Source organism: Kaistia dalseonensis (assembly GCF_030814715.1).
In the GTDB taxonomy this organism is placed as follows: domain Bacteria; phylum Pseudomonadota; class Alphaproteobacteria; order Rhizobiales; family Kaistiaceae; genus Kaistia; species Kaistia dalseonensis.
Window position 1 is genome coordinate 132,683 of record NZ_JAUSVO010000002.1, and the last position, 22,238, is coordinate 154,920.

The following is a 22,238-nucleotide window of genomic DNA, read 5'->3' on the forward strand; positions in this document are numbered from 1 at the left end:
CGGCCGGACACGGCCCGTCTTGCTCATTGGAGAGCCACTCATGGCGCAGTCGATGATGTCGGCAAAGTTTCATCGCGGCGCGGCATGGCGGAGGCTGTCCGCCGGCCTGTTCGCCACGCTCGCATTGTCCTTGCTGCCTATGCCGTCTTTCGGGGCACCTGCCGCCTCGAGCCTGCCCGAGATCAAGGCACGGGCAATCTTCCTGCCCGACGCTCCTGATTTCGACGTCGTCCGCCCGATCTATTCCGCGGGTCCCGCTATCGTCGAGGACATCAGGATCGGGCCGGACGAGGTGGTGACCAAGGGACAGATTCTGCTGACGCTGCGGTCGCCGCTTCTCGACGAGAAGATCGCCACGACGAAATCATCGCTCCAGCGGCGCAGCGACTATCTGCAGGAGCTTACCGGGCTCGCGAACCAGTATGAGAGCGCGATCCTGACGCTCGAGGGCGAGCGCCGCCGGCAGATCGGCGAAGCGATCACGACGATCGAGAACGAGCGCGACGGCTATCGGAAAATCCTCGACGGCAAGACCGAGCTCCGCAGCAAGGGACTGGAGACCAGTGGTTCGACCTTCCAGGCCCAGGTGCAATATGACCAGAGCGTCAACGAATTGATGAAGCAGAAGCTCGCCCTGCTTGAGGTCGATTCGCGCATCGCCCAGATGCAGCAGCAGCGCTACGAGCAGTTCTCTCCCCTGGCGCGCCAGATCGAGGATCAGCGCATCGCGCTCGGCGAACTCGAAACCCAGTACGAATATCTGCGCACCATCCGCGCGCCGAGCGATGGGATCGTCAATTCGATCTTCGTCACGCGCGGCGCGTCGATCGATGCCAAGGATGTGCTGATGACGCTGTCGAACGCCAATCCGACGCTGCAGGCCTATGCCTTTGTCGATATCGCCGATGTGCCACAGCTCAAGGCGGGGATGACCGTCTCGCTCGCTCCTGCCCGTGCGAGGAAGGATCTGGACCGGCCGCTCTCCGGCACGATCCGATCGATTTCGAAGACGCCGCTTTCCAGGGCCGAGGCGAGGAACCTCTTCTTCGACGATGATACCGTCGCCTATTTCATTCCCGGCAGCATCGTCTATCTCGTCCGCATAGCGCTCGCCCCCGACACGCCCGCAGGGGCCGTCGGCCTGGGCGATCTCGCGACCTTGCTGGCTCAGGGCCAGACGGTGGGCGCTGCCGGCGCGACGGCGGAGGGCCAGCCATGAACGCCCTCGCTTGTCACGCCATCGGTCCTGTCGGCGATTTGCGCGACGCCCGATCGGCTCTTTCCCGCCTGGTCGGGTTCGTCTCCGCCTTCGCCGCCATGGTCGTCATGATCGCAAGCGCGGGCTCGGCGCGGGCGGATGAAGCGGCGCCGATCACCGTTCCCTCCGGGGTGAGCTATGAACTGATCGGCCGCTGGGACGTCGACAAACTCAACCAGATCCTGACGGTCGACGCGCCGAAGGTGTTCGATATCGCCGTAACGTATACGCCGGCGACGAATGCCGTTCGGCTCTATCGCGTGACCTATTCCTCCATCGTGCCGGAGAAGAACAACAAGCCGATCATGGCGACCGGCCTGCTCGCCGTGCCGGAGACGGACGCGACCAGCTTTCCCGTCATGTCCTATCAGCATGGTTCGGTCTATCTGAAGACCCAGGTGCCGTCCTTCCCGGACCAGTCGCCCGAGACGCAGCTGATCATCGCGCAGTTCGCCGGCCAGGGTTATGTCGTGATCGGCGCCGATTATTTCGGCATGGGCTCGTCGACCGAGCCCGAAGGCTTCGGCGTCATCGCCAGCCAGCAGCAGGCGAGCTTCGACATGCTGAAGGCGGCGCAGGCCGTGCTCGACCAGATGAAGCTCTCGACCGGCAAGCTCTTCATCGGTGGCTGGTCGCAAGGCGGCTTCGCCACCATGGCCTTCCTCGAGCGGCTGGAGAAGGTCGACGTCAAGATCGATGGCGCGGCGACGGCGAGCGGACCGGCCGACGTCTATTCGCTCCTCAGCGGCTTTCTCGACTTCCCCAGGAAGAACGACGCTCCGTCCGCCAATCTTCTCTATATTCTCTCGGCCTTCTCTTTCGAGAACTATTACGGCCTGCCGGGCCTCGCGCGCTCCGTCATCGCCGACGGTTATTATGATCTCGCCAGGAAGGTCTATGAGCGCCAGCCCTACGCTTTTGAAGATATTCCGACCGACCTCAGGAAGCTGATCCGTTCAGACTATTTCGACCCGGACTTCTTCGCCAATTCCGCCTATGGCAAGATCGCGCTTGCGACGCAGGCCTATCGCTGGATCATCAAGACGCCGGTTCACAATTACTATGGCGAAGCAGACGAGGTCGTCTCGGTCGGGCTCGCCAGGCTGGTCATGACCTACCAGCAGGGCATTGGCGGCGGCAACAACCGGGTCGAAGCCATCTCGACAGGCCCAACCGACCACCGCGGCACCTTCGCCACAGCCGTTCCCCTGTGGAAGAAATGGTTCGACGGCCAGTGAAGCGCCAATAGACCTGCCTTGGGAGTGGAGCCGGGATCGCAATAACTGCTGCCGGCTCCATTCGCGCATGTGTGCGGCGTCAGACCGAGCGCTTCGGGCGGACGCGGATTGCGAGATGCGGTTTGCCGGGCAGTTCCACCGCGAAGGCCGCATCCGGTCGCCGCTGGCGGACGGCGGCACCATGGCGGGTTGGATGATTGGCGGGCGCGTCGACGATCGTCGCCGGCGTCACGGTCATGTTCCAGGTATCGATAATATCGACCTCATAGTCGCCGGGCTCCTGCGGCAGGCCCGGCGCCCAGATGACCGGCTGATGTTCGCCCAGATAGATATAAGTGACGTCACCGTCCTTGGCGCCGGACACGCGGCTCCACGGCCAGTTCGCAGCACCGGAGATAGGCGTCAGGCCGGAGGCGACATCCTCCTCGAGCAGATCGCGCAGGAACCCGATCCGCTGCCAGGCCTCGCCATGCAGGACGCCGCCCTTCGCCCACCAGAGGATGTCCTCGGGATGCATGAAGGTCTCGCCATGGCCGGCATAGCCACCGCGCAGCAGCGTGATCCAGTAGCGATGCACCAGCTCGGCGGCCGAGATATTACCCCATGAGAGCATGATGTTGCCCTCATATTCCGGCTCGTCGTTGATGACCGGCTTGCCATAGGCCTCGCGCCATTCCTGGGTCCGCTTCACATCCCAGTTCTGGATGCAGACATGGCTGACCCAGGGCTTGCGATGATCATAATTGGCGTTGACGTCGCCATTGTGGATCGACTTCAAATGCCGGTAGGGATCATTCTCCTCAATGATCTGGAACGTGCGATCCCACAGCTCCATCGGCTTGGAATTGAGCAGGAAGTCATATTCGTTGGCGAGCGACCACCAGACATTGCGATAGGCGGCGAGGCGCGCGACGAGATAGGCGACATAGCGGTAGTCCTGCTCCGCACTCATGTCGCAATAGCCCCAGCGATCATAGGGGTGGAAGATGATGATGTCGGCCTCGATGCCGAGATCGCCGAGCGCCTTCACCTGGTTCTCGAAATGGCGAAAGCTCTCGGGATTGGGCCGGTCGAAATCGAGCTCGCCCTCGATATCGCGATGATAGACGTCGTGCAGCGGCTCGTTGACGTTGAAGGGATAATCCTTCGGAAACACGCCCATGCGCAGCTTGTTGAAGCGCGTCTTCTTGAGCGTTTCGAGCGTCGTCGCCTGCAGTTCCAGCGGCTGATGCGTCCAGGCATAGCAGGTGGTGCCGAACGGCAGATAGGGCGAGCCATCGGCATAGGCGAAATGATAGCGCTCGCTGACATGCACGGGGCCGCGATTGCCCGTCCGGGGCGCCGACGCGGTGAAGCTCCCCTCACGGCCATCGAGTTCCGCAGCCGACGAGCGCGTCACATAGGACCACTCGCCCTCATTATCCGGCATGAAGCGGACCTTGTAGACGCCGTCGCCATCATAAAAGCCCGGCACGCGCACCGTACGGCTGCGCTGGCTGAAAACGGCCTCGAGCGAGACCTCGATGAACGGATTGCCTGATGAGGGGCCCTCGAGGACCGCTTCGAAGACATCCCACTTGGCAACAGTCTGGTTCGACATATCCATGCTTCACTGACGGAGGAAAGACGGGGCTTCAGCCCTTGACGGCGCCGGATGTGAGACCCGACACGAAATAGCGCTGGAAGATCAGGTAGACGATCGTCGCCGGCAGGACGGTCATGACGATCGCGGCGTTGAGCTGGCCGTAATCGCGCGAGAACTGTCCCTGGAAGGCCGAGAGGCCGAGCGGCAGGGTCCACATGTTGCGGTCCTGCAGCAGGACGAGCGCCATGGCGAACTCGTTCCACGTCGCCACGAAATCGATGATCAGCAGTGCCGCCAGAACCGGCAGCGACAGCGGCAGGAAGATGCGCGTGAAGATCACGAAGTGCGATGCGCCGTCGATGCGGGCCGCCTCGCTGAGCTCGACAGGAATGCCGCGGAAGAAGCCGTGCAGGATGAAGACCTGATACGGAACGCCGAAGGCGAGATAAGGCAGGATGACGCCGGGATAGGTGTCGATCAGGCCGAAACTGTTCACCAGCGTGAACAGCGGCGCCAGCATCACCTGAAACGGGATCATCGTGCCGAACAGGATCGCCAGAAGCAGGAGCTTCGCGCCGGGAAAGGAGATCCGCGCCAGCGCATAGGCGGCCATCGACGAGATGAAGAGGCCGAGCGGCACCTTGATCAGCGTGATGATGGCGCTGTTGAAGACCGTCGTGCCGAACCGGCCCCGCGCCCAGGCGTCCGAGAAATTGGCGAAACGTGGTGAGAGCGGCGGCGCGAAGGCACTGGTGGACATCACCTGCGCGGTGGATTTGAACGAAGTGAAGACGATGAACACGAAGGGCGCGATCCAGACGATCGCGACCACGACGAGCGCGATCCAGAGCCCGACCAGGACCCAGTCGCGCTGGGGCCTGCGATCAGTGGCGTCTTCGCTCATGACGGCGAGGGAAGCGGCCATCATTGAAACTCCTCACGCTTCTGCGACCAGCGCAGATAGGGAACGACGACGGCGAGGGTGATCAGCAGCAGGACGACGGAAATGGCGCTGCCGCGACCGAAGTCGAAGATCTGCATCGACTGGGTGAACGCCCAGAGCGCCAGCATCTGCGTCGACTGCGCCGGGCCGCCGCCAGTCAGGCCATAGACGATGTCGAAGGCCTTCAGCGACGAGATGATCGAGAGCACCAGCACGATGGTGATCGTCGTCTTGAGCGCCGGCATGGTCACGTGGCGGAAGACGTTCCAGCGCCCGGCGCCGTCGATGCGCGCCGCTTCGATCAGCGTCTTGTTGACGCCCTGCAGTCCGGCGAGGAACAGCACCATCGAGAAGCCGACCGATTGCCAGAGATGGGCGACGAAGGCGGAATAGAGGGCGATGTTGCGATTGCCGAGCCAGTCCTGGTTCCAGGATTGCAGCCCGAGCATGCCGAGCACCTCGCCGAACAGGCCGAAAAAGGGGTCGTACATCCAGCGCCACATCGTCGCGACGGCGATCGGCGCGATGATCACGGGCAGGTAATAGACGGCCCTGAGCGTGTTCCGCCCGAAGATCGGCTGGTTGAGGCCGAGGGCGAGGGCGAGGCCGATGATCGGCGGGAAGATCACGGAGAGGATCGTCCAGATCACCGTATTGCGGAACGCACCCCAGAAGACCGGATCCTTGGTGAAGATGTCGGAATAGTTGACCGTTCCGACGAACTGCCGGTGCGGATCGAGCCCATTCCATTTCTGGAAGCTCAGGATCACCACGTCGATCATCGGGTAGATGGCGAAAACCAGATAGATGACCAGCGCCGGCGCGAGCAGCAATACAGCCTGTGAACGAGCGTCGGACAGGACTTTACGGGGAGTCATGGGCCATTCCTTCGCGTGCCGCCTCCGGCCTGGCGTCGCGGCCTTGCGACGCGCAGACAGAGCCGGCCTCCCCGAGGAGGAGGCCGGCCATGGTGTCCAGCAGCCTAGCCGCGATTACCGATGAAGGTCTGCAACTGCTTGGCGGCTTCGGCAGGCGCCATGTTTCCGCTCGCAACCTCGTTGATGACGCGGAAATATTCGGTCGTCACATCAAGCGGGAAGGCCTGGTCGCCGTTCATGTAGACCTGGCTGTACGTATTGAAGATATCCACCCACTTCTGGTCGAGCGGGCGAAGATCCTTATAGACGACGTTCTTGTTGATCGACGTCGGGCTGAACTTTCCGAGAACTTCCTGCTGCACCGGCGTGGAGATGAAATAGTCCAGGAATTTCGCGGCAAGATCCGGGTTCTTGCTCTTCGTGCTCACGTAATTGTACTCGGCAAAGCCATAGAGCCGGTTCGTCCCGGTCGGGAACGGGAAAATATCGTAGTCGTCGAGATTACCCGCCTCGGAGAGCTGCTGGACCAGCCAGTCGCCTTCCAGCACCATGGCCGCACGCCCGGCGACGAACAGGTTGAAGGACTGCGCATTGTCGATGCCCATGAAGGGCGAGAGAATGTAATTCTTGCTCCACTTGTCGAGTTCGGCGAAGGATTCGACGGCGCAGGCTTCCGTCGACCAGTCCAGCTTCATATCCATCAGCGCATCATGCTTCTCGGCGCCGCATTTCGACTCGAGAATGACGTCCATGAGGCGCATCACATGCCAGTTGACCGTGCCGCCAAAGGTGATCGCCGGAATTCCGGCCGCCTTGAGCTTTTCGGCATCGGCGACCAGCTCGTCGTAATTCTTCGGCAGCTCGGTAATGCCCGCCTTCGCGAACAGGGCCTTGTTGTAGTAGATGGCCTCGCCCTTGAACGACGACGGCACGCCCTGGCGGCCGCCCGGGTAGATCTTGGAGAAAGAGAGCGCCGCAGGGATCAGTTCGTCGTCCCATTTATATTCGGCATAGTATTTGTCGAGCGGCAGGCTCAATCCGGCCTTGATATATTCACCGCCGAGGCCAAGTCCGGCCCAGCTGAAATAGATATCCGGGCCCTTGTCCGAACCAGCCGCGACGCGGAGCGCCGTCTTATGGTCGTCGGTGCCGCGGGTCACGATCTCGACCTTCGACCCGGGATTGGCGGCCGCGAAATCATCCGCGATCTTCTGGAAGGCGTCGTTGGCCGCCTGCGAACTGAAATTCAGCGTCCACAGCGTTATCGTCTCCGCAGAGACGAGGCTTGGCGCAAGCATCAGCGTTCCGGCCATCGCACTGATCCGAACCGCATTCAAAAACGAAGTCATTGGGCTCCTCCCTTTCGACTTTTTTTGCGAATGTTGCGTATTTATAGCGCTTGCTGGCGGATATCTGTCAAGCATGGATTATGTCATCCATGACATAAATAGCTCGATGAACCGCCCGGCACCCTCTGCCAGCCAGACCGGTAAACGAACAGATTCAAGCGATCCCCTTGGATCCAGGCCGACGGCCTTCCGTCTTGGACGACACAAATATTGCGGCTTCAAGCGCACTTCCCGTGCGAGCGCGAACGTATTATGCGATAGCCGACACAATTCTCACGGCTGGGTGGACAACGCCTATGGCGAATATGCTGGGTGACGATCTCAAGGGGCTGCTCAATGAGCGCCAGATTGACACGCCTGTCGCCCGCGTCGTCCGGGCACTGAGCGGTCATGGCGCCGTGAGCACCTCGCAAATCGCCCGCACGACGGGCCTCGCCCGCTCGACCGTCTCGACGATCCTGGGCGATCTGCGGCGGTCGGCGCTGGTGGTGGAGGTCGAGACGCGCAGCCCCGGCCTCGGCCGGCCGGCACTCGCCCATTCCCTCAATCCCGAGGCGGGAACCTCAGTCGGCGTGCTGCTTGGCCTCAGGGAGGTGAGGATCATCCTGGCCGACGTCGCCCACAACGTCATTTCCGACGTTTCGATGCCGTTCGAGCGGGACTATGCGCCGGACAGGGTGATCCGGTCGGTGAAGCACACGATCGACAATCTCTACAAGGAACACAGCCTGCCGTTCTCCAACCTCCTCGGAGTCGGTTTTGCGGTATCAGGGCCGATCTCGCCGGCCGGGCGGATCATGCCGGGCTCCATGCTGCCGAACTGGGTCGGCGTCGATCTGCGCGCGCTGTTCGAGCCCGTGCTGCAGAAGCCGATCTTCGCCGACAATGAGAGCCATTGCGCGGCGCTGGCCGAGATGATGTGGGGCGCGGCCATCGACGTCGAGGATTTCGTCCTCTTCAAGCTCGATCTCGGCGTCGGCGGCGCGATCGTCGCGAATGGGCGAATCCTGACCGGGGCCGCCGGGACGGCCGGCGAGTTCGGACACATCGTCCACGACCCGCAGGGGCCTCTCTGCCGTTGCGGCAATCGGGGCTGCCTGGAGCTCTATTGCGGCGGCTCGGCCATCACGGATCTCGCGGAGAAGCGGCTCAGGCGCACGACGAGCCTCGCGGAGGTCGTGAAGGGCGCCCTCGCCGGCGATATCGGCTACAGGCGGCTGATCGAGGATGCCGGCGAGGTCGCGGGGCGCGGGCTCGCCATGGTCGGCACCATCCTCAACCCGCCCCTCTTCGTCATCAGCGGCGGCCTCGCCGAGGCGGGCGAGATCCTGCTTGCACCGCTGAAGACCAGCTATGAGCGCTACACCCTGACGAAGAGCCAGAGCACATCCGACGGCTTTGCGCCTCGTTTCGTGGTCGGCCGCTTCCTCGACAACGACAACACAATGGGCGCGGTCGGGCTCGTTCTACGCCATCATGGCCGGCTGACTTAGCCGACTCATTATTGCGGTCTTTTCGCCTTCCAACTCGTCGGCCGGGCGATGGGCGTCGGCCGACGCCACATCCTCGGCGGCAGCCCTCATTCGTGCCGGGCGGCGGCTCGTGCCAGCTCGACGAGCAGCGCCTGGTCGCGACGCGCGTCGGCGATGGTGTTGCGCTGGGGCGTGCCTTCGACAACGGCCGACCAGAAGGATTCGAGCTCCAGCACGAACGGTTCGCGGAAACCCGAGCGGATATCCAGTTGCTCGAGATCGCCATGCGCCGTCCGGCGGACCGTGAGCCGCGTCGGATGATGGTTGAGATAGGGCGCCGGGAACACGAGCTCGACGATCTCGTCCTCGAAATAGAGCGTGATGCGCTCGCGATAGTCGGCAACGCCCGGAATTTCGACATGGGTCATCGTCCAGAGCGCCGCGCCGTCGCGCAGATCGACCGTGCCCTGCGAGCCGACGCCGCCTGCGAAGATCGCCGCGCCGCGCACGGCGCCGGCCGCGAGCCCCATGACGTCGAGAAGGCCGTGCACCGCGTTCACGTCATGCACGAGCGCCGAGCAATAGGAGGCCGCGAAGCCACGCGCCAGCACCGGCGACGGCTTGAATCCAAGCGCTGCCTCGACCTGCGCCCGACGTCGCTCGCCGGTCGCCTCGATCAGCGCGGGCGGAACGTCGTCCGCCGCGACGAGCGGGTGGTGTCCGACAAAGGGGCCGGCATCGGGATCGTTGACTTCGACCGAGAGATAGCGGAGCTGGCCACCTTTGCCTGCAATGCGGCGGCAGGCCGCCTCATAGCTCGGATCGAAGCGCTTCATATAGCCGACCTGGAGCACGCGGCCGCTGCGCCGCTGCGTTTCAGCGAGCGCATCGAGTTCGGCGACGCCGTAGCAGAGCGGCTTCTCGCAGAAGACGGCGAGGCCCGCTTCGAGGGTCGCGCCGGCAATTTCGCCATGCCAGGAATCGGGCGTCGCGATCAGCAGGGCATCGAGCCCGAGGCCGAAAAGGTCGCTCACATCTGCGACCGTCACGACCCCGAAGCGACTGGCAAGCCCCGCGCGGACCTTGGCCGAGGGATCGCTGACCGCCACCAGTTCAAATCGGTCGGCAAGCGCCAGCAGGTTTGGAATATGCTCGACCTGGGCGATCAGGCCACCGCCGGCGACGCCTATCTTGAGCCGCTTCATTGTCGTCATCATGATCCTGTCAGGGAAAGAGTGCGGCAGGCCTGGTCAGGCCTGCGGCGCGGGACGCGCGAGTTCGGCGTCGAGATGCTTCAGATCGCGCCGGCCGGCCATGAGGTCGAGCACTTCGGCCTCGCTGATCTCGGACTTGGCGAAGGTGCCATGCGCCTTGCCGCGGTTGAGCAGCGTGAACATGTCGGCGATCGGATAGGCATGGTGGATGTTGTGCGTGATGAAGATCACGCCAATGCCGCGTTCGCGCGCCTGGGCGATGTAGCGGAGCACGATCGAGGCCTGATGCACGCCGAGCGCCGATGTCGGCTCGTCGAGGATCAGAATGCGGGCGCCATGATAGACGGCGCGCGCGATGGCCACGCATTGCCGCTCGCCGCCCGAAAGCGTGCCGACCGCCTGCTGCGGATCGCGCACATTGATCCCCATCTGCGACAGCTGCTCATAGACGATCTCGTCGGCGTGCCGCATGTCGATCCGGCGCAGCAGGAATCTGCCTCTCGTCGGCTCGCGACCGAGGAAGAAGTTCCGCGTGATCGACATCAGCGGGATCATGGCGAGATCCTGGAACACCGTGGCGATGCCCTTGTCGAGCGCCTGCCGCGGCGAGGTGAGGACGATCGGCTCGCCATCGATCCGCATTTCGCCGGCCGTCGGCTGATGGACCCCGGACAGGATCTTGATCAGGGTCGACTTGCCGGCGCCATTGTCGCCGAGCAGGCAATGTACCGTGCCGGGGCGCGCGGCGAAGGTGATGTCCTTGAGGGCGACGACGGAGCCGAACTGCTTGCCGACCTGATCGAGTTCGATCAGGGGCCGGTCGGATTTCGAGAGCACGGCCATCATCGCGCCTCCGTCGCCTTGCGGCGCACATAATTGTTGAAGAGCACGGCGACCAGGACCATCAGGCCGAGGAAGACCATGAACCAGTCATTGTCGACGCCGGTATAGAAGATGCCCATCTGCACGGTGCCGAAGATCAGCGAGCCGAACATGGCGCCGATCGCCGAGCCATATCCGCCCGTGAGCAGGTTGCCGCCGATCACGGCCGCGATCACCGCCTCGAACTCCTTCTGCGTGCCGCGCAGAACATCGGCCGATCCCGCCTCGAGCACCTGGATCGTCGCAAACAGCGTCGCGGCACAGGCCGTTCCGATGAAGAGCATGATCTTCACCCTCTCGACCGGCACGCCGACATTGCGCGCCGCGCCGATGTCGCCGCCGACGGCGAAGATCCAGTTGCCGAAGCGCGTCCGGACGAGGATCCACGTCGCAAGCGCGGTCAAGCCGATCCACCATGCGACCGACATGGGCAGCCCCTGCACGACGGGCAGGCCGTCGGGCCGGAGATCGATCCAGCCCATATGGCCGAGCCAGGTGAAGAAGCCGCGGCCGAACTTGCCGGCGAACAGCGAGACGAAGGTGCCCTCGGTCGTATCCTTGGTGATGTAGGGGATTTGCGTGCGGCCGGTGAGCATGCGCGTCACCACGAGGCTGAGGCCGCGCAGCACGAAATAGCTCGCGAGCGTCACGATGAAGGAGGGCAGCCGCGTGCGCGTGACCAGAAGCCCGTTCAGCGCGCCGATGACGATCGCCACGAGGAAGGTGATGATGACCGAGAGCCAGATCGGCAGCCCGAACTGGACCACGCAAATGCCGATGATGATGCCGGCAAAGCCGATCATCGATCCGAGCGAAAGGTCGAACTCGCCGCCGATCATCAGAAGCGCCACGGCCGCCGAGAGGATGCCGAGCTGCGCGGAGACCTGCAGGAAATTGGTGATGCCGAGGACGCTGAACAGGCCACTGTCGCCTGCCGTCACGGCAAAGAACAGGAAGACGAAGATCGTCGCCCCGAACGCGCCCAGTTCCGGCCGCCGCAGCATGCGGGCCGCGAAACCACCGCGACGGCGGGCGCGCGCATTCTGCGCACTGACGGCGGCCGCAGCCGGATCCGATGCCAGATCATGTGTCATGATGGAATATCCGTTTATGCCTGAAGCCCAGGGCGGCCGCAGCGCGGCTGCAGCCGCCCGGACGCCTAGCGGAAGCCCTGCTGGCTCAGTGTCTTGACGGCCTGGGCCGTATCCTTGGTGACCAGCATCGGCCCCGTGATGATGTTGTCGGTCGGGATCGTGCCGAACATCGCCTTGGCGGTCAGGACGGCGACCGGCAGATAGCCCATCAGCACCTGCTGGTTGTCGAGGCCGAAGAGGATCGTGCCCGCGCTGATCGCATCCAGCACTTCCGGCGAAAGGTCGAAGACGCCGATCTTGAGCTTGCCGGCCATGCCACGCTCGTCGAGCATGGAAAGCATCGGCCCGACCAGTGAGGTCCCGAGCAGCACCATGCCGTCGACATCCTTGTGCGAGCTCATGAAGGCTTCGACACGACGCGTCGCCTCCGTCGGGTCGAGCGTGACGGCGACGACCTCGACCTTGCCGCCGGTCTCCTTCAGCCCGTCCGTCAGGCCGCGGCAGCGCTCGTCCTGGCTGACATTGCCGACTTCATGATTGACGCACATCGCGACCTTCACGCCGGACTTGCCGAGCAGCTTGCCGGCATTGAGGCCGTTCGGATATTCCGCGCCGCCGCCGATATAGAGATCGAGCCCCCACGGCTTGACCTGTTCCAGGCCGGTATCGATGACGGCGACCGGAATGCCGGCGGCCTTGGCCGCCTTGATCGGCGCTTCGAGGGCGGCAGCGTCGGGAATTGTCACGACGAGGCCGTCCGGCTTGGAGGCCGTGGCGGCCTCGATCATCTGGCCCATCTTGACCACGTCGAAGGTGGTCGGCGCCTGATAGTCGACCTTGGCGCCGATCGCCGCGGCTGCCGCCGTCAGGCCGTTCTTGACCACGGTCCAGTAATTGTCGTTGGCCTGGCCGTGCGTCACGAAGACGATACGGACATCGGCGGCCGGTTTCAGCTGTGCCGAAGCCGGCAGGGCGCCCGTGAATGCCGTCGCGAGCAGCGCCGCGGCCGCCAGGCATCTGACCTTGAACATATTTCGCATGGATCTGTCCCTCTGTCGGTGTGCCTGCGCTCTCAAGCCCGGTTCGCACCTCCGCCGCAGGTTCGGGGAGCGATTTCCGGCCTCGCCTCAGGGCGAGACCGTCCGGAAGTCGGTTAGGGTGCCGCGCCGCACCTTGAGGCCGTCGATCCAGTCGATCGGCCCCTCGGCGCGCAGGACGTCATATTCTTCGGTACGAATTGCGGCCGACCGAGGCTCGATCGCCTCGATCTCGCCGGGCGCATTGGCATGCATCGCCATGAAGGTGAGACCCGGCCCGATATCGGCGAACAGGGCGCGATAACGCGCCTCCGCCGGCTGGTCGCGATGCCAGGGCGTCTCGCGGATGCTGTCGGCGACGGGTTCGCCCGACGCCTCGAGCTCCAGCGCGGCGGCGATATAGGCCGCCTCGTCCACCGGACCGATGCCATCGATCGAATCGTGACTGGCGAGGTTGCGCGGAAACAGCACGGGAACCCCATATTCCCGGCCGAGCGCGACGTAGATCGGAAAGAACTCCGGCGCCAGAACCGTATCCTGATGCGGGTCGAAATGCGTCGGTTTGAGTCCGTGCCTCAAGAACATCTCGATCTGCGCCCGCATCTCGGCCTCGACGGCCTCGGGAACGGCGCGCCGGCGCACGGTTTGCGGATCGCCGTGGAAATAGCCGTCATCGTCGACGAGGCCGGAGCTTTTCGGCGGCGCCGTCAGGGGGCGCCAGCGATAATGCGCCTTCTCGGCCGTCAGCGTGACGTGCACGCCGAGCTTGAGCGCCGGATCGGCAGCCCCGGCTTCGGCGATCTCCAGGAACCAGGGGCACGGCACCATCACCGAGCCGGAATCGCAGCGGCCACGCGCGAAAAGCTCCAGGAACGCGACATTGGCGCCATGGCACATGCCGAGGTCGTCAATGTTCACGATCAGTCCCGGAAGCCGCGCGGCCGCCTCGCTCATGATCCGGCGCGCTCCTCGACGGTGAAGCCGGCCGCGCGGGCGAGCCGCAGCAGATTGTCGTGGCCCATCGTGGCATAGGTCAGCGGATGGGCCTTGGCCGGATCCTGCTCGGCCTCGACCACCAGCCAGCCGGCATAGCCGTGATCGGCGAGCCGCTTCAGGAGCGTCGGATAGTCGACCGAGCCATCGCCCGGCACGGTGAAGATCCCGGCGAGGACGGCAGCCATGAAGCTCCAGTCCTCGGCGCGCGCCCGCGCCAGAATGTCCGGCCGTACATCCTTGCAATGGACATGGACGACGCGGTCGATGTTCCGCGCCAGCAGAGCCTCGGGATCGCCGCCGGAGAAGACACAATGGCCGGTGTCGTAGAGCAGGCCGACGGCCTCCCCGGTATGATCCATCAACGCGTCGATCTCGGCATCGGTCTCGATGATCGTGCCCATATGGTGATGGAACGCCATGCGCACGCCGAAATCGGCCATGCGTTCGGCGAGCGCGGTGATCTTGATGCCGTAATCGCGCCATTCGCCCTCAGCGAGCTTCGGGCGATCGGAAATCGGCTGCCGGATCGCGTCGAGCCGGCCGCGCGACGTATCGGCATAGACGACGTGACGGGCGCCGAGATCGCGCAGCAGCGTCAGATGCGGGGTGATGGCCGCGAATTCCTCGTCGACGCTGCGCTCCAGGATCCGCCCGTCATACCAGCCCGAGACCAGCTCGAGCTCATGGCCGGCGAGGATAGGCCCCAGTTCGGCGCTCTGGCGCGGGAACTTGCCCCCGAGCTCGGTACCGCGAAACCCGGCCTGCCGCGTTTCCGCCAGGCAGACCTCGAGCGGCGTATCGCCACCGAGCGAGGGATCATCGTCATTGGACCAGGTGATGGGGTTGATACCCAGCTTGACGCTCATGGAATAACCATCCGGGACTGTGAACAGAGCTTGATCCTAGGGCGATCTGTCCCCATCGCGAGAGCCAGTTTCAGTCAAAACGAAGGATCCAGTTGACAGCTGATCCCCATCGAACCAACCATGGGAGCCCCGATCTACCCGGCAGGAGACCGCGCATTGCGCCAGAGTTTTCCGCTTGAATCGCTGATGCTCTCGCGGACATCGGCCGTGCCGCTGCACCGTCAGCTCTACGAGGCGCTGCGCGGCCTGATCCAGGACCGCACGCTCGCCGCCGGCAGCGCGCTGCCATCGACGCGCGCGCTCGCCGGCGATCTCGCCATTGCCCGCAACACGGTGACGGTCGCCTATGACCAGCTCGCGACGGAGGGCTACATCCTCCCGCGCCAGGGCGCGCGGCCGATGGTGGTCGACCTGCCGACCGGCGCGGCGGGCGATCTGCCGTCGGCACCGGCCGTTCCGGTGCACCGGATCTCCAGGCGGGGCGATCTGATGATCCAGCAGCCCGTTCATCACGGAACGCCGGGCCAGCTCGCCTTCCATCCCGGCATGCCGGACGCGGACAGTTTCCCGTTCTCGACCTGGGGGCGGCTCGTCGCCAAACATGCGCGCTTCGCGCGCGGCACGCTCTTCGGCACCTATCATGTGACGGGCCATCCCGAGCTGCGCATCGCGATCGCCAACTATCTGAAGGCCTCGCGCGGCGTGCGCTGCTCGCCGGAGCAGATCGTCGTGACGACGGGCGCGCAGGCGGCGCTCGACCTGCTGGCGCGGCTCCTGCTCGATCCGGGCGACACCGTCTGGATGGAAGAGCCGGGCTATTATGGAGCGCATGCGGCCTTCACGGCGGCGGGCGCGCAATTCGCGCCGCTTCATGTCAATGAGAACGGCTGGGATATCGAGGAGCCTGCCGGCGCCGCACCGCGCCTGATCTACGTCACACCTTCCTGCCAGCACCCGATGGGCGCGACCATGCGCATGGACCAGAGATTGCGCCTGCTGGAGATCGCCGATACGCGCGACGCCTGGATCATCGAGGATGATTTCGACGGCGAATACCGCTTCCACGGCCAGCCGATCCCGGCCATGCAGGGCGCCGACACGACCGAGCGCGTCGTCTATGTCGGAACCTTCGCCAAGATCCTGTTCCCGGCCCTTCGCCTCGGCTTCATGGTCCTGCCGCGCCGGCTCGCCGACGGCATGGCCCGCGCGCTCAGCATCACCGGCCAGTTCGCGCCGCTGATCCTGCAGGCGGCGCTGGCGGATTTCATCGAAGAGGGCCACATGGCCCGCCATCTCCGCCGCATGCGCAGACTCTATGCCACGCGCCGCCAGGCCTTCCGCAGCCTCTGCGAGGCGGAGCTCGCCGATTGGCTACGCATCGTTCCGGGCGAGAGCGGCATCCAGATGGTCGGCATGCTCGCGGACGGGCTGGACGATCACGCCATCGCCGCCGAAGCGCGCCTCCGCGGCATGAGCATTTCGCCCCTGTCGATCCAGTACCGCCACGGCTCGCCGAGGCAGGGCCTCCTGCTGGGCTATGCCGGCGCCACGGAGCCGATGATGCACCGGGGCATCATCGCACTCGGAGAAGCCCACCGCGCCGCCCTCCCCTTGAAGCCAGCGACTTGATCGGAACCCCACCCCCGCGGGCGAGACGGGGAATATCTTCGGCCGACGGCACTCAGGCCGATGCAGATTGATCCAGGACAAGAACAGGCTCGCCCGGACAGGCGAATATGGGAGTTGGACCAAGCAGCCATCCCGCCGCCTTCTGCTCTCTGGCGGGTGTGCAAGCTCAATGCAGGATATCCCGTCAACGAAAGGGGTAGCAGCATGGCAGGCTCGTATTTCACGTTTCGCGACCGTTTCGACGCCGGCCAGCAACTCGCGGCGCGACTGTCGGCAATGTCCCTCGATCGTCCTGTCGTCTACGCGCTGCCGCGCGGTGGCGTGCCCGTGGCGCTGGAGATCGCGCGCGCCCTCGAGGCGCCACTGGATCTCATACTCGTGCGCAAGATCGGCGCCCCCGGAGCGCCGGAGCTGGCCCTGGGCGCCCTGGTCGAGGGCGAGCCGCCCGAGATCGTGATCAACCAGGAAGTGAAGCGGACGTCGCGGGCGGACGACGTCTTCCTGGACCAGGCGCGCGAGCGCGAGTTGCAGGAGCTGGAACGGCGCCGCAGCCGGTATCTCGGCGATCGGCCACGGGTCGATCCGAGAGGACATACCGCCATCATCGTCGACGACGGGCTTGCCACGGGCGCGACGGCCAAGGCGGCCCTCATTGCGATCAAGCGCCGGGGCGCCACGCGGACCATCCTTGCCATTCCGGTCGCGCCGAAATCGACCCTGGACGAGATGGCCAACTATGCGGACCTCGTCGTCTGCCTTCATCCCGCCGTGCAATTTGCCGGTGTCGGCGCCTTCTACGGAGATTTCCACCAGCTTTCCGACGAAGAGACGATCGGCCTGCTGCGCCAGGGCTGGGTGGATGGCCAAGGCACCGCTCAGCCCGCGCCGGCGCCGGCGGACCCGCGCCAGATCAAGGTGCCGCCGCTCGGCCTCGCCGGCGATCTCCGCGTGCCCGCCGATCCGCGCGGCATTGTTCTGTTTGCCCATGGCAGCGGTTCGAGCCGCCTGAGCCCGCGCAACATCGCGGTTGCCGAAACCCTGCACAGCCAGGGCTTCGCGACCCTTCTCCTGGACCTGCTCACGCAGGAAGAGGCAAAGGACCGGCGCAACGTCTTCGACATTCCGCTCCTGGCCGAACGGCTGGTGGAGGCTGCCCTCTGGATCAGCGCGGAGCCGGATCTCGCCGATCTGCCGCTCGGCCTGTTCGGAGCGAGCACGGGGGCCGGTGCGGCCATGCTCGCCGCGGCGGAACTGCGCGGTCGCGTCGCCGCGGTCGTGTCCCGTGGCGGCCGGCCCGATCTCGCCGCTGCCCGGCTGGCCGAAGTCGCCGCGCCGAGCCTGCTCATCGTCGGTGGCAACGACCATCAGGTCCTCGATCTCAACCGCAAGGCGCTCGCCATGCTGAGATGCGAGAAGCTGCTCAAGATCGTTCCGAACGCCAACCATCTGTTCGAGGAGCCCGGCGCGCTCGAAGCCGTGACCGAATTGGCGAGCGCCTGGTTCCAGCATTATCTCGCGCCGGCCGCGCAGCCGCATGCGCTTGCGCCGCCGCTGAAGCAGGTCCCCTCATCGGCCGCCCTGCTCAAGGCGGCGGCCGAGCCCTTGCCGGCGCTCGACGATCCCGAATTCGCCGCCGCGTTTGACCGCTTCGGTCAGTCGCGGATCGTCCTGCTCGGCGAGGCGTCGCACGGCACGTCGGAATTCTACCGCGCCCGGGCCGCCATCACGCGTCGCCTGATCGAGCGCCATGGCTTCACCATCGTGGCCGTGGAGGCCGATTGGCCCGACGCCGCCGCGATCGATCGCTATGTCCGGCGACATCCGCGCCAACCCATGAACTCGTCGCCCTTCACCCGCTTTCCGAGCTGGATGTGGCGCAACAAGGATGTCGATGACTTCGTCGGCTTCCTGCGCAACCACAATGCCGCGAGGCCCCCGGCGGATCGGGTCGGGTTCTATGGGCTCGACCTCTACAGCATGACGGCATCGATCTCGGCGGTGCTCGCCTATCTCGACCGGATCGATCCCGATGCGGCGAAGATCGCGCGCGCCCGCTATGCCTGCCTTTCGCCCTGGTCGCTCGAGCCGGCCGCCTATGGGCGCGCCGCGCTGACCGAGGGCTATGCGCTCTGCGAAGTGCCGGTGACGCGCATTCTCGTCGAACTGCTGCAGAAGGAGTTGCGCTACGCCCGCCACGATGGCGAGCGCTTTTTCGACGCGGCGCAGAATGCGCGCGTGGTCGCAGATGCGGAGCGCTATTATCGGGCCATGTATTATGGCGCGCGCGAATCCTGGAACCTGCGCGACCGGCACATGTTCGAAACCTTGAAGAACATTCTGGCGCAGGCCGGTCCGGACGCCAAGGCCGTCGTCTGGGCGCACAATTCGCATATTGGAGACGCGCGTTTCACCGAGATGGGCCGGGAGCGTGGCGAGCTCAACATCGGCCAGCTATGCCGCGAGACATATGGCAGCGACGCAAGCCTGATCGGGTTCGGCACGCATGCCGGCACCGTCGCCGCCGCTTCCGAATGGGATGCGCCGATGGAGGTCAAGACCGTAAGGCCGTCCCGGCCCGACAGCTATGAAGCGCTCTGCCACGAAACCGGCCAGGAACGCTTCCTGGTCGATCTGAGACCGGGACAGCATGATGAGCTCCGCCGCGAATTGGCCGACCCTCGGCTCGAGCGCTATATCGGCGTCATCTACCGGCCCGACACCGAACGCTGGAGCCACTACAGCTATGCGATCCTGCCCCAGCAATATGATGCCTTCGCCTGGTTCGACACCACGCATGCCGTGATCCCCTTGCCGGGGCAGGTCAGCGCGGGCGAGGACGAAACATACCCGTTCGGACTCTGACGGCACGGACGCGGCGGCGTTTACGCGGCCGTGCACGGCCGCCCTCAGCCGGAATGGCACGGGACGATCTCGGCTTCGGTCGGCCGCGTGCATACGCGATGTCGCGCGGGGACTTTCGATAAGCCGCCGCCGGGCCCTCACCGCGTGAGATGGCCCGGCGCATCGGCCTCAGTGCGAGAGCAGGACCGGGACGAGCATCTGATGCAGCAGCGTATCGCTCGCGCCGCCAAAGAGGCTCTCGCCGAACTTCGAATGGCCGTAGGCACCGGCGACCACCAGATCGACCTCGTCCATGGCCGCCCTCTGCAGCAGTTCAGCGCCGATTTCGAATTCGTAAGGCGGCGTCGTATCCATCACCGCGGTCAGTCCATGCCGGGCGAGATGCTGCACGATGAGTTCCGGCTGGGCGCGCTCCACGGAGCCGATCGAGGCGATCTGGATCGTCTCCGCGCCCCGCAGCAGCGGGATCGCATCATGCAGCGCCCGGGTCGCCTCCCGGCTGCCATCCCATGCGACGAGCACGCGGGAAAACCGGCTGCTGGAGAGGCGGCTGATGGGAACCGCCAGGATCGGTCGGCCACAGGAGCGCACGACATCGGCAATCCGGAAGCCCTGCGGATTCCGATCGTCATTGTCGGGCGAGCCCAATCCCAGGATCGCCAGGTCGACATGCCTGATCTGGGTGATCAGATCATCGGCCACCGGCTCGTCGCTCAACATCCAGGCGCCGGCAAGCTCGCGCGTGCGCAGCTGCAGGTCGAACGCGGCCTCGACCGCCTGGGCGATCTCGTCCGGGGCGCCCTCGCCTGCCGAGACGGTCGGCGATGTGTAGAAGGCGGTGACGAACGCGCCATGGGACTGTGCGATGTCCATGGCGAAGAGCATGCGTTCGCGGCCGGTATCGGAAAGGTCGACGCTGACGATAATATCCTTGATAGACATGCTTGCCTGCCGTCTGCTGGTTGCGGAGACTCATGCGCTGCCGGGATCGGACGTAATTTTGGTCTGCGAGAGACAGATCGGCAACAAGAACCGACCGCCTGACGGGCCATTGTCATCGTTCGACGAACAATTTCCTTGGCCGCCTTGCAAGAAACGAAGATCTCGACGTTCAGGACAGACTGGCTATTTCTCGTATCGCCGCATTGACGTGCATCAAGACCATGGGTCGTCTGTCCTTCGGCACGCTAGCCGGCAGGCTCGGAGCAGCCGGTCAGGAGTCCGTCAGCGCCCGGCGAAGGCGGCGGAGGATCACCCGCTTGGCGCGATCATCGGCCGCCTGGTGAACCGCGTCGTTGACGTCGAGGATCAGCTTCGAGAGATCATTGTGCCAATCGAGACGACCGACGGATTCGAGCGCAATCCGCGCGGGAGCTTCGCCCGGAACGGGTCGGGCCACGCCCCCGGTCAGTTCGAAGGCCTCGTCGAGCACGGGAACGACGATCTGCGTGTCATCCGGCAAACCGTGCAGCCGATCCTTCAGCGCGTCGATCGCCCCTTTCTCCCCATGTGTCAGGAAGATGTTTCCGCCGATCGGGCGCCTGCCCGCGATCCACGCCGCCAGTTCCGGCGCGTCGGCATGGCCCGAATAGAGGTCGATCGAACGGATCCGCGCGCGAACCACGATCTCCTCGCCCATCAGCCGCACGCGCGATGCGCCATCGAGCAGAATGCGCCCGAGCGTACCCTGCGCCTGGAAGCCGACCAGCAGAACAGTCCCTTCTTCGCGCCAGAGCCAGTCCTTCAGATGGTGACGAATGCGGCCGGCATCGCACATCCCGCTCGCCGCGATGACGATATAGAAGCTGCGGATCCGGCCGATCGCCTTGCTCTGTTCCACCGTCTCGGTGAAGTGCACATTGCGGGCGCCGAGCGCCCGCTGCAGCGCGTCGCCGCCGACGATTTCTCCGGCATGCTCACCGAAGACGGCGCTCGCCTTGGTCGCGAGCGGCGAATCGATGAAGATCGGGATCGTCGGGATATCGCCGCTCTCCATCAGGTGAACGAGATCGACCAGCAGTTCCTGCGTCCGTTCGACGGCGAAGGAGGGAATGAGCAACGCGCCGCTTCCCGTTCTGATCGCCGCCTTGACCTCGCTCCGCAGGACGTGCAGCCGCCGCTCAGGCGAAACCTCCTCGCGATCGGTGTCGCCATAGGTCGACTCGCAGACGACGTAGTCGAAGCCCTGCGGCGCGTCCGGTTCAGCCTGAAACAGCTTGTGGCCGGGCCCGATATCGCCGGAGAAGAGCAGCCTCAGCGGCTTGCCGCCACCCTGCGCGATCTCGACCTCGACCGAGGCCGAGCCGAGCAGATGGCCGGCATTCCAGAACCGCGCCCGAATCCCGTCGGCGACCGGCGTCCATGCGGCATAGTCGACCGGCCTGAACTGGGCCAGCGTCGCGATCGCCTGCTGCACGTCGTAGATCGGGGCGACCGCCGGCAGTCCACGGTGGGCGTTGCGCTGGTTGAGCTGCAGGACCTCCGTCTCCTGGATATGGCCGGAATCGGGCAGCATGACCGAACAGAGGTCCACGGTCGCGCGCGTCGCGAGGATCGAACCCGTGAATCCGTCTTTCACCAGCTTCGGCAACAGGCCGCTGTGATCGATATGGGCATGCGTGAGGATCGCCGCGTCCAGGGCACCGGGATCGAAGGGAAACGCCCTGTAATTCAGCTCTTTCTCGGTCTTGGAGCCCTGGAACATGCCGCAGTCGACCAGAATGCGGGCCTGCGGTGTTTCGAGCGCATAGCACGAGCCCGTGACCATTTCGGTCGCGCCATGGAAGCGGAGGCGTATCGCCCCGCCATCGGAGAGTTCCGATGCGGACATAACCTGGCTGGCTCCTCGTCTTGCCTCGCCGACATGTGGCGCGAAAGCCTAAGGTCGCGCGATCTCGATGTCGATCGTCTTCTCGCTGTTCCAGGCCTCGACGAT

General features: G+C 64.9%; 17 protein-coding genes. 5 read left to right on the forward strand and 12 right to left on the reverse strand.

Annotated elements, in window-relative coordinates:
- The first annotated feature begins 40 nt into the window (after nt 1-40).
- Both QO014_RS06825 and QO014_RS06830 read left to right on the forward strand, forming a co-directional pair.
- Nucleotides 41-1,219 carry an HlyD family secretion protein gene (locus tag QO014_RS06825; protein WP_266347929.1) on the forward strand — a complete coding sequence of 393 codons (1,179 nt, stop codon included), beginning with the start codon at nt 41-43 and terminating at the stop codon, nt 1,217-1,219.
- Nucleotides 1,220-1,317: 98 nt separating this feature from the next.
- Nucleotides 1,318-2,496 carry an alpha/beta hydrolase family protein gene (locus tag QO014_RS06830; RefSeq protein WP_266348600.1) on the forward strand — a complete coding sequence of 393 codons (1,179 nt, stop codon included), beginning with the start codon at nt 1,318-1,320 and terminating at the stop codon, nt 2,494-2,496.
- Nucleotides 2,497-2,575: 79 nt separating this feature from the next.
- On the opposite strand, the gene QO014_RS06835 is transcribed toward QO014_RS06830, so the two are convergent.
- The 4 genes from QO014_RS06835 to QO014_RS06850 all read right to left on the reverse strand — a co-directional run bounded on the left by QO014_RS06835 (nt 2,576) and on the right by QO014_RS06850 (nt 7,215).
- Nucleotides 2,576-4,096, reverse strand: coding sequence for a DUF5060 domain-containing protein (locus QO014_RS06835; RefSeq protein WP_266347930.1), 1,521 nt, complete (start codon nt 4,094-4,096; stop codon nt 2,576-2,578).
- 34 nt (nt 4,097-4,130) lie between these two features.
- Nucleotides 4,131-5,009 carry a carbohydrate ABC transporter permease gene (locus QO014_RS06840; RefSeq protein WP_266347931.1) on the reverse strand — a complete coding sequence of 293 codons (879 nt, stop codon included), beginning with the start codon at nt 5,007-5,009 and terminating at the stop codon, nt 4,131-4,133.
- Entirely contained in the window at nt 5,006-5,902 is an 897-nt protein-coding gene (locus QO014_RS06845; RefSeq protein WP_266347932.1) for a carbohydrate ABC transporter permease, read from the reverse strand. Before QO014_RS06845 ends, QO014_RS06840 begins: the two co-directional genes overlap by 4 nt.
- A 104-nt stretch (nt 5,903-6,006) precedes the next feature.
- Nucleotides 6,007-7,215 (reverse strand): ABC transporter substrate-binding protein, encoded by a 1,209-nt coding sequence (locus tag QO014_RS06850; protein ID WP_266348601.1) that lies wholly within the window; start codon nt 7,213-7,215, stop codon nt 6,007-6,009.
- Nucleotides 7,216-7,547: 332 nt separating this feature from the next.
- Here QO014_RS06850 and QO014_RS06855 point away from each other — a divergent pair, with 332 nt between their 5' ends.
- A complete protein-coding gene (locus QO014_RS06855) occupies nt 7,548-8,744 on the forward strand; it encodes an ROK family transcriptional regulator (protein ID WP_266347933.1) in 1,197 nt (398 codons plus the stop codon).
- A gap of 86 nt (nt 8,745-8,830) precedes the next feature.
- Here the strand turns inward: QO014_RS06855 and QO014_RS06860 are convergent, their stop codons facing one another.
- From QO014_RS06860 to iolE, 6 genes are all read right to left on the reverse strand, one after another.
- Nucleotides 8,831-9,940 carry a Gfo/Idh/MocA family protein gene (locus QO014_RS06860; protein WP_266347934.1) on the reverse strand — a complete coding sequence of 370 codons (1,110 nt, stop codon included), beginning with the start codon at nt 9,938-9,940 and terminating at the stop codon, nt 8,831-8,833.
- 33 nt (nt 9,941-9,973) lie between these two features.
- A complete protein-coding gene (locus tag QO014_RS06865) occupies nt 9,974-10,780 on the reverse strand; it encodes an ATP-binding cassette domain-containing protein (RefSeq protein ID WP_370877117.1) in 807 nt (268 codons plus the stop codon).
- A complete protein-coding gene (locus QO014_RS06870; RefSeq protein WP_266347936.1) occupies nt 10,780-11,913 on the reverse strand; it encodes an ABC transporter permease in 1,134 nt (377 codons plus the stop codon). Before QO014_RS06870 ends, QO014_RS06865 begins: the two co-directional genes overlap by 1 nt.
- A gap of 65 nt (nt 11,914-11,978) precedes the next feature.
- Complete coding sequence (locus QO014_RS06875) at nt 11,979-12,953, reverse strand: rhizopine catabolism ABC transporter substrate-binding protein (RefSeq protein WP_266347937.1); 975 nt, start codon at nt 12,951-12,953, stop codon at nt 11,979-11,981.
- A gap of 87 nt (nt 12,954-13,040) precedes the next feature.
- Entirely contained in the window at nt 13,041-13,904 is an 864-nt protein-coding gene (locus QO014_RS06880; protein ID WP_266347938.1) for a polysaccharide deacetylase family protein, read from the reverse strand.
- Nucleotides 13,901-14,812, reverse strand: a complete 912-nt coding sequence (gene iolE, locus QO014_RS06885) for a myo-inosose-2 dehydratase (RefSeq protein WP_266347939.1) — start codon at nt 14,810-14,812, stop codon at nt 13,901-13,903. Before iolE ends, QO014_RS06880 begins: the two co-directional genes overlap by 4 nt.
- Before the next feature lie 156 nt (nt 14,813-14,968).
- On the opposite strand from iolE, the gene mocR reads away from it, so the two are divergent.
- Together mocR and QO014_RS06895 are read left to right on the forward strand one after the other, a co-directional pair.
- Nucleotides 14,969-16,441: a rhizopine catabolism transcriptional regulator MocR gene (mocR, locus tag QO014_RS06890; protein ID WP_266347940.1), complete on the forward strand. Its 1,473-nt coding sequence runs from the start codon at nt 14,969-14,971 to the stop codon at nt 16,439-16,441.
- A 204-nt stretch (nt 16,442-16,645) separates the two neighbouring features.
- Nucleotides 16,646-19,303 (forward strand): erythromycin esterase family protein, encoded by a 2,658-nt coding sequence (locus tag QO014_RS06895; protein ID WP_307257741.1) that lies wholly within the window; start codon nt 16,646-16,648, stop codon nt 19,301-19,303.
- A 168-nt stretch (nt 19,304-19,471) separates the two neighbouring features.
- Here QO014_RS06895 and QO014_RS06900 read toward each other — a convergent pair whose 3' ends face one another.
- The gene (locus tag QO014_RS06900) at nt 19,472-20,245 is read right to left on the reverse strand and encodes a putative universal stress family protein (RefSeq protein WP_266347941.1); all 774 of its coding nucleotides are present in this window, start codon (nt 20,243-20,245) and stop codon (nt 19,472-19,474) included.
- A gap of 271 nt (nt 20,246-20,516) precedes the next feature.
- Nucleotides 20,517-22,133: an MBL fold metallo-hydrolase RNA specificity domain-containing protein gene (locus QO014_RS06905; RefSeq protein ID WP_266347942.1), complete on the reverse strand. Its 1,617-nt coding sequence runs from the start codon at nt 22,131-22,133 to the stop codon at nt 20,517-20,519.
- Between the last annotated feature and the right edge of the window lie 105 nt (nt 22,134-22,238).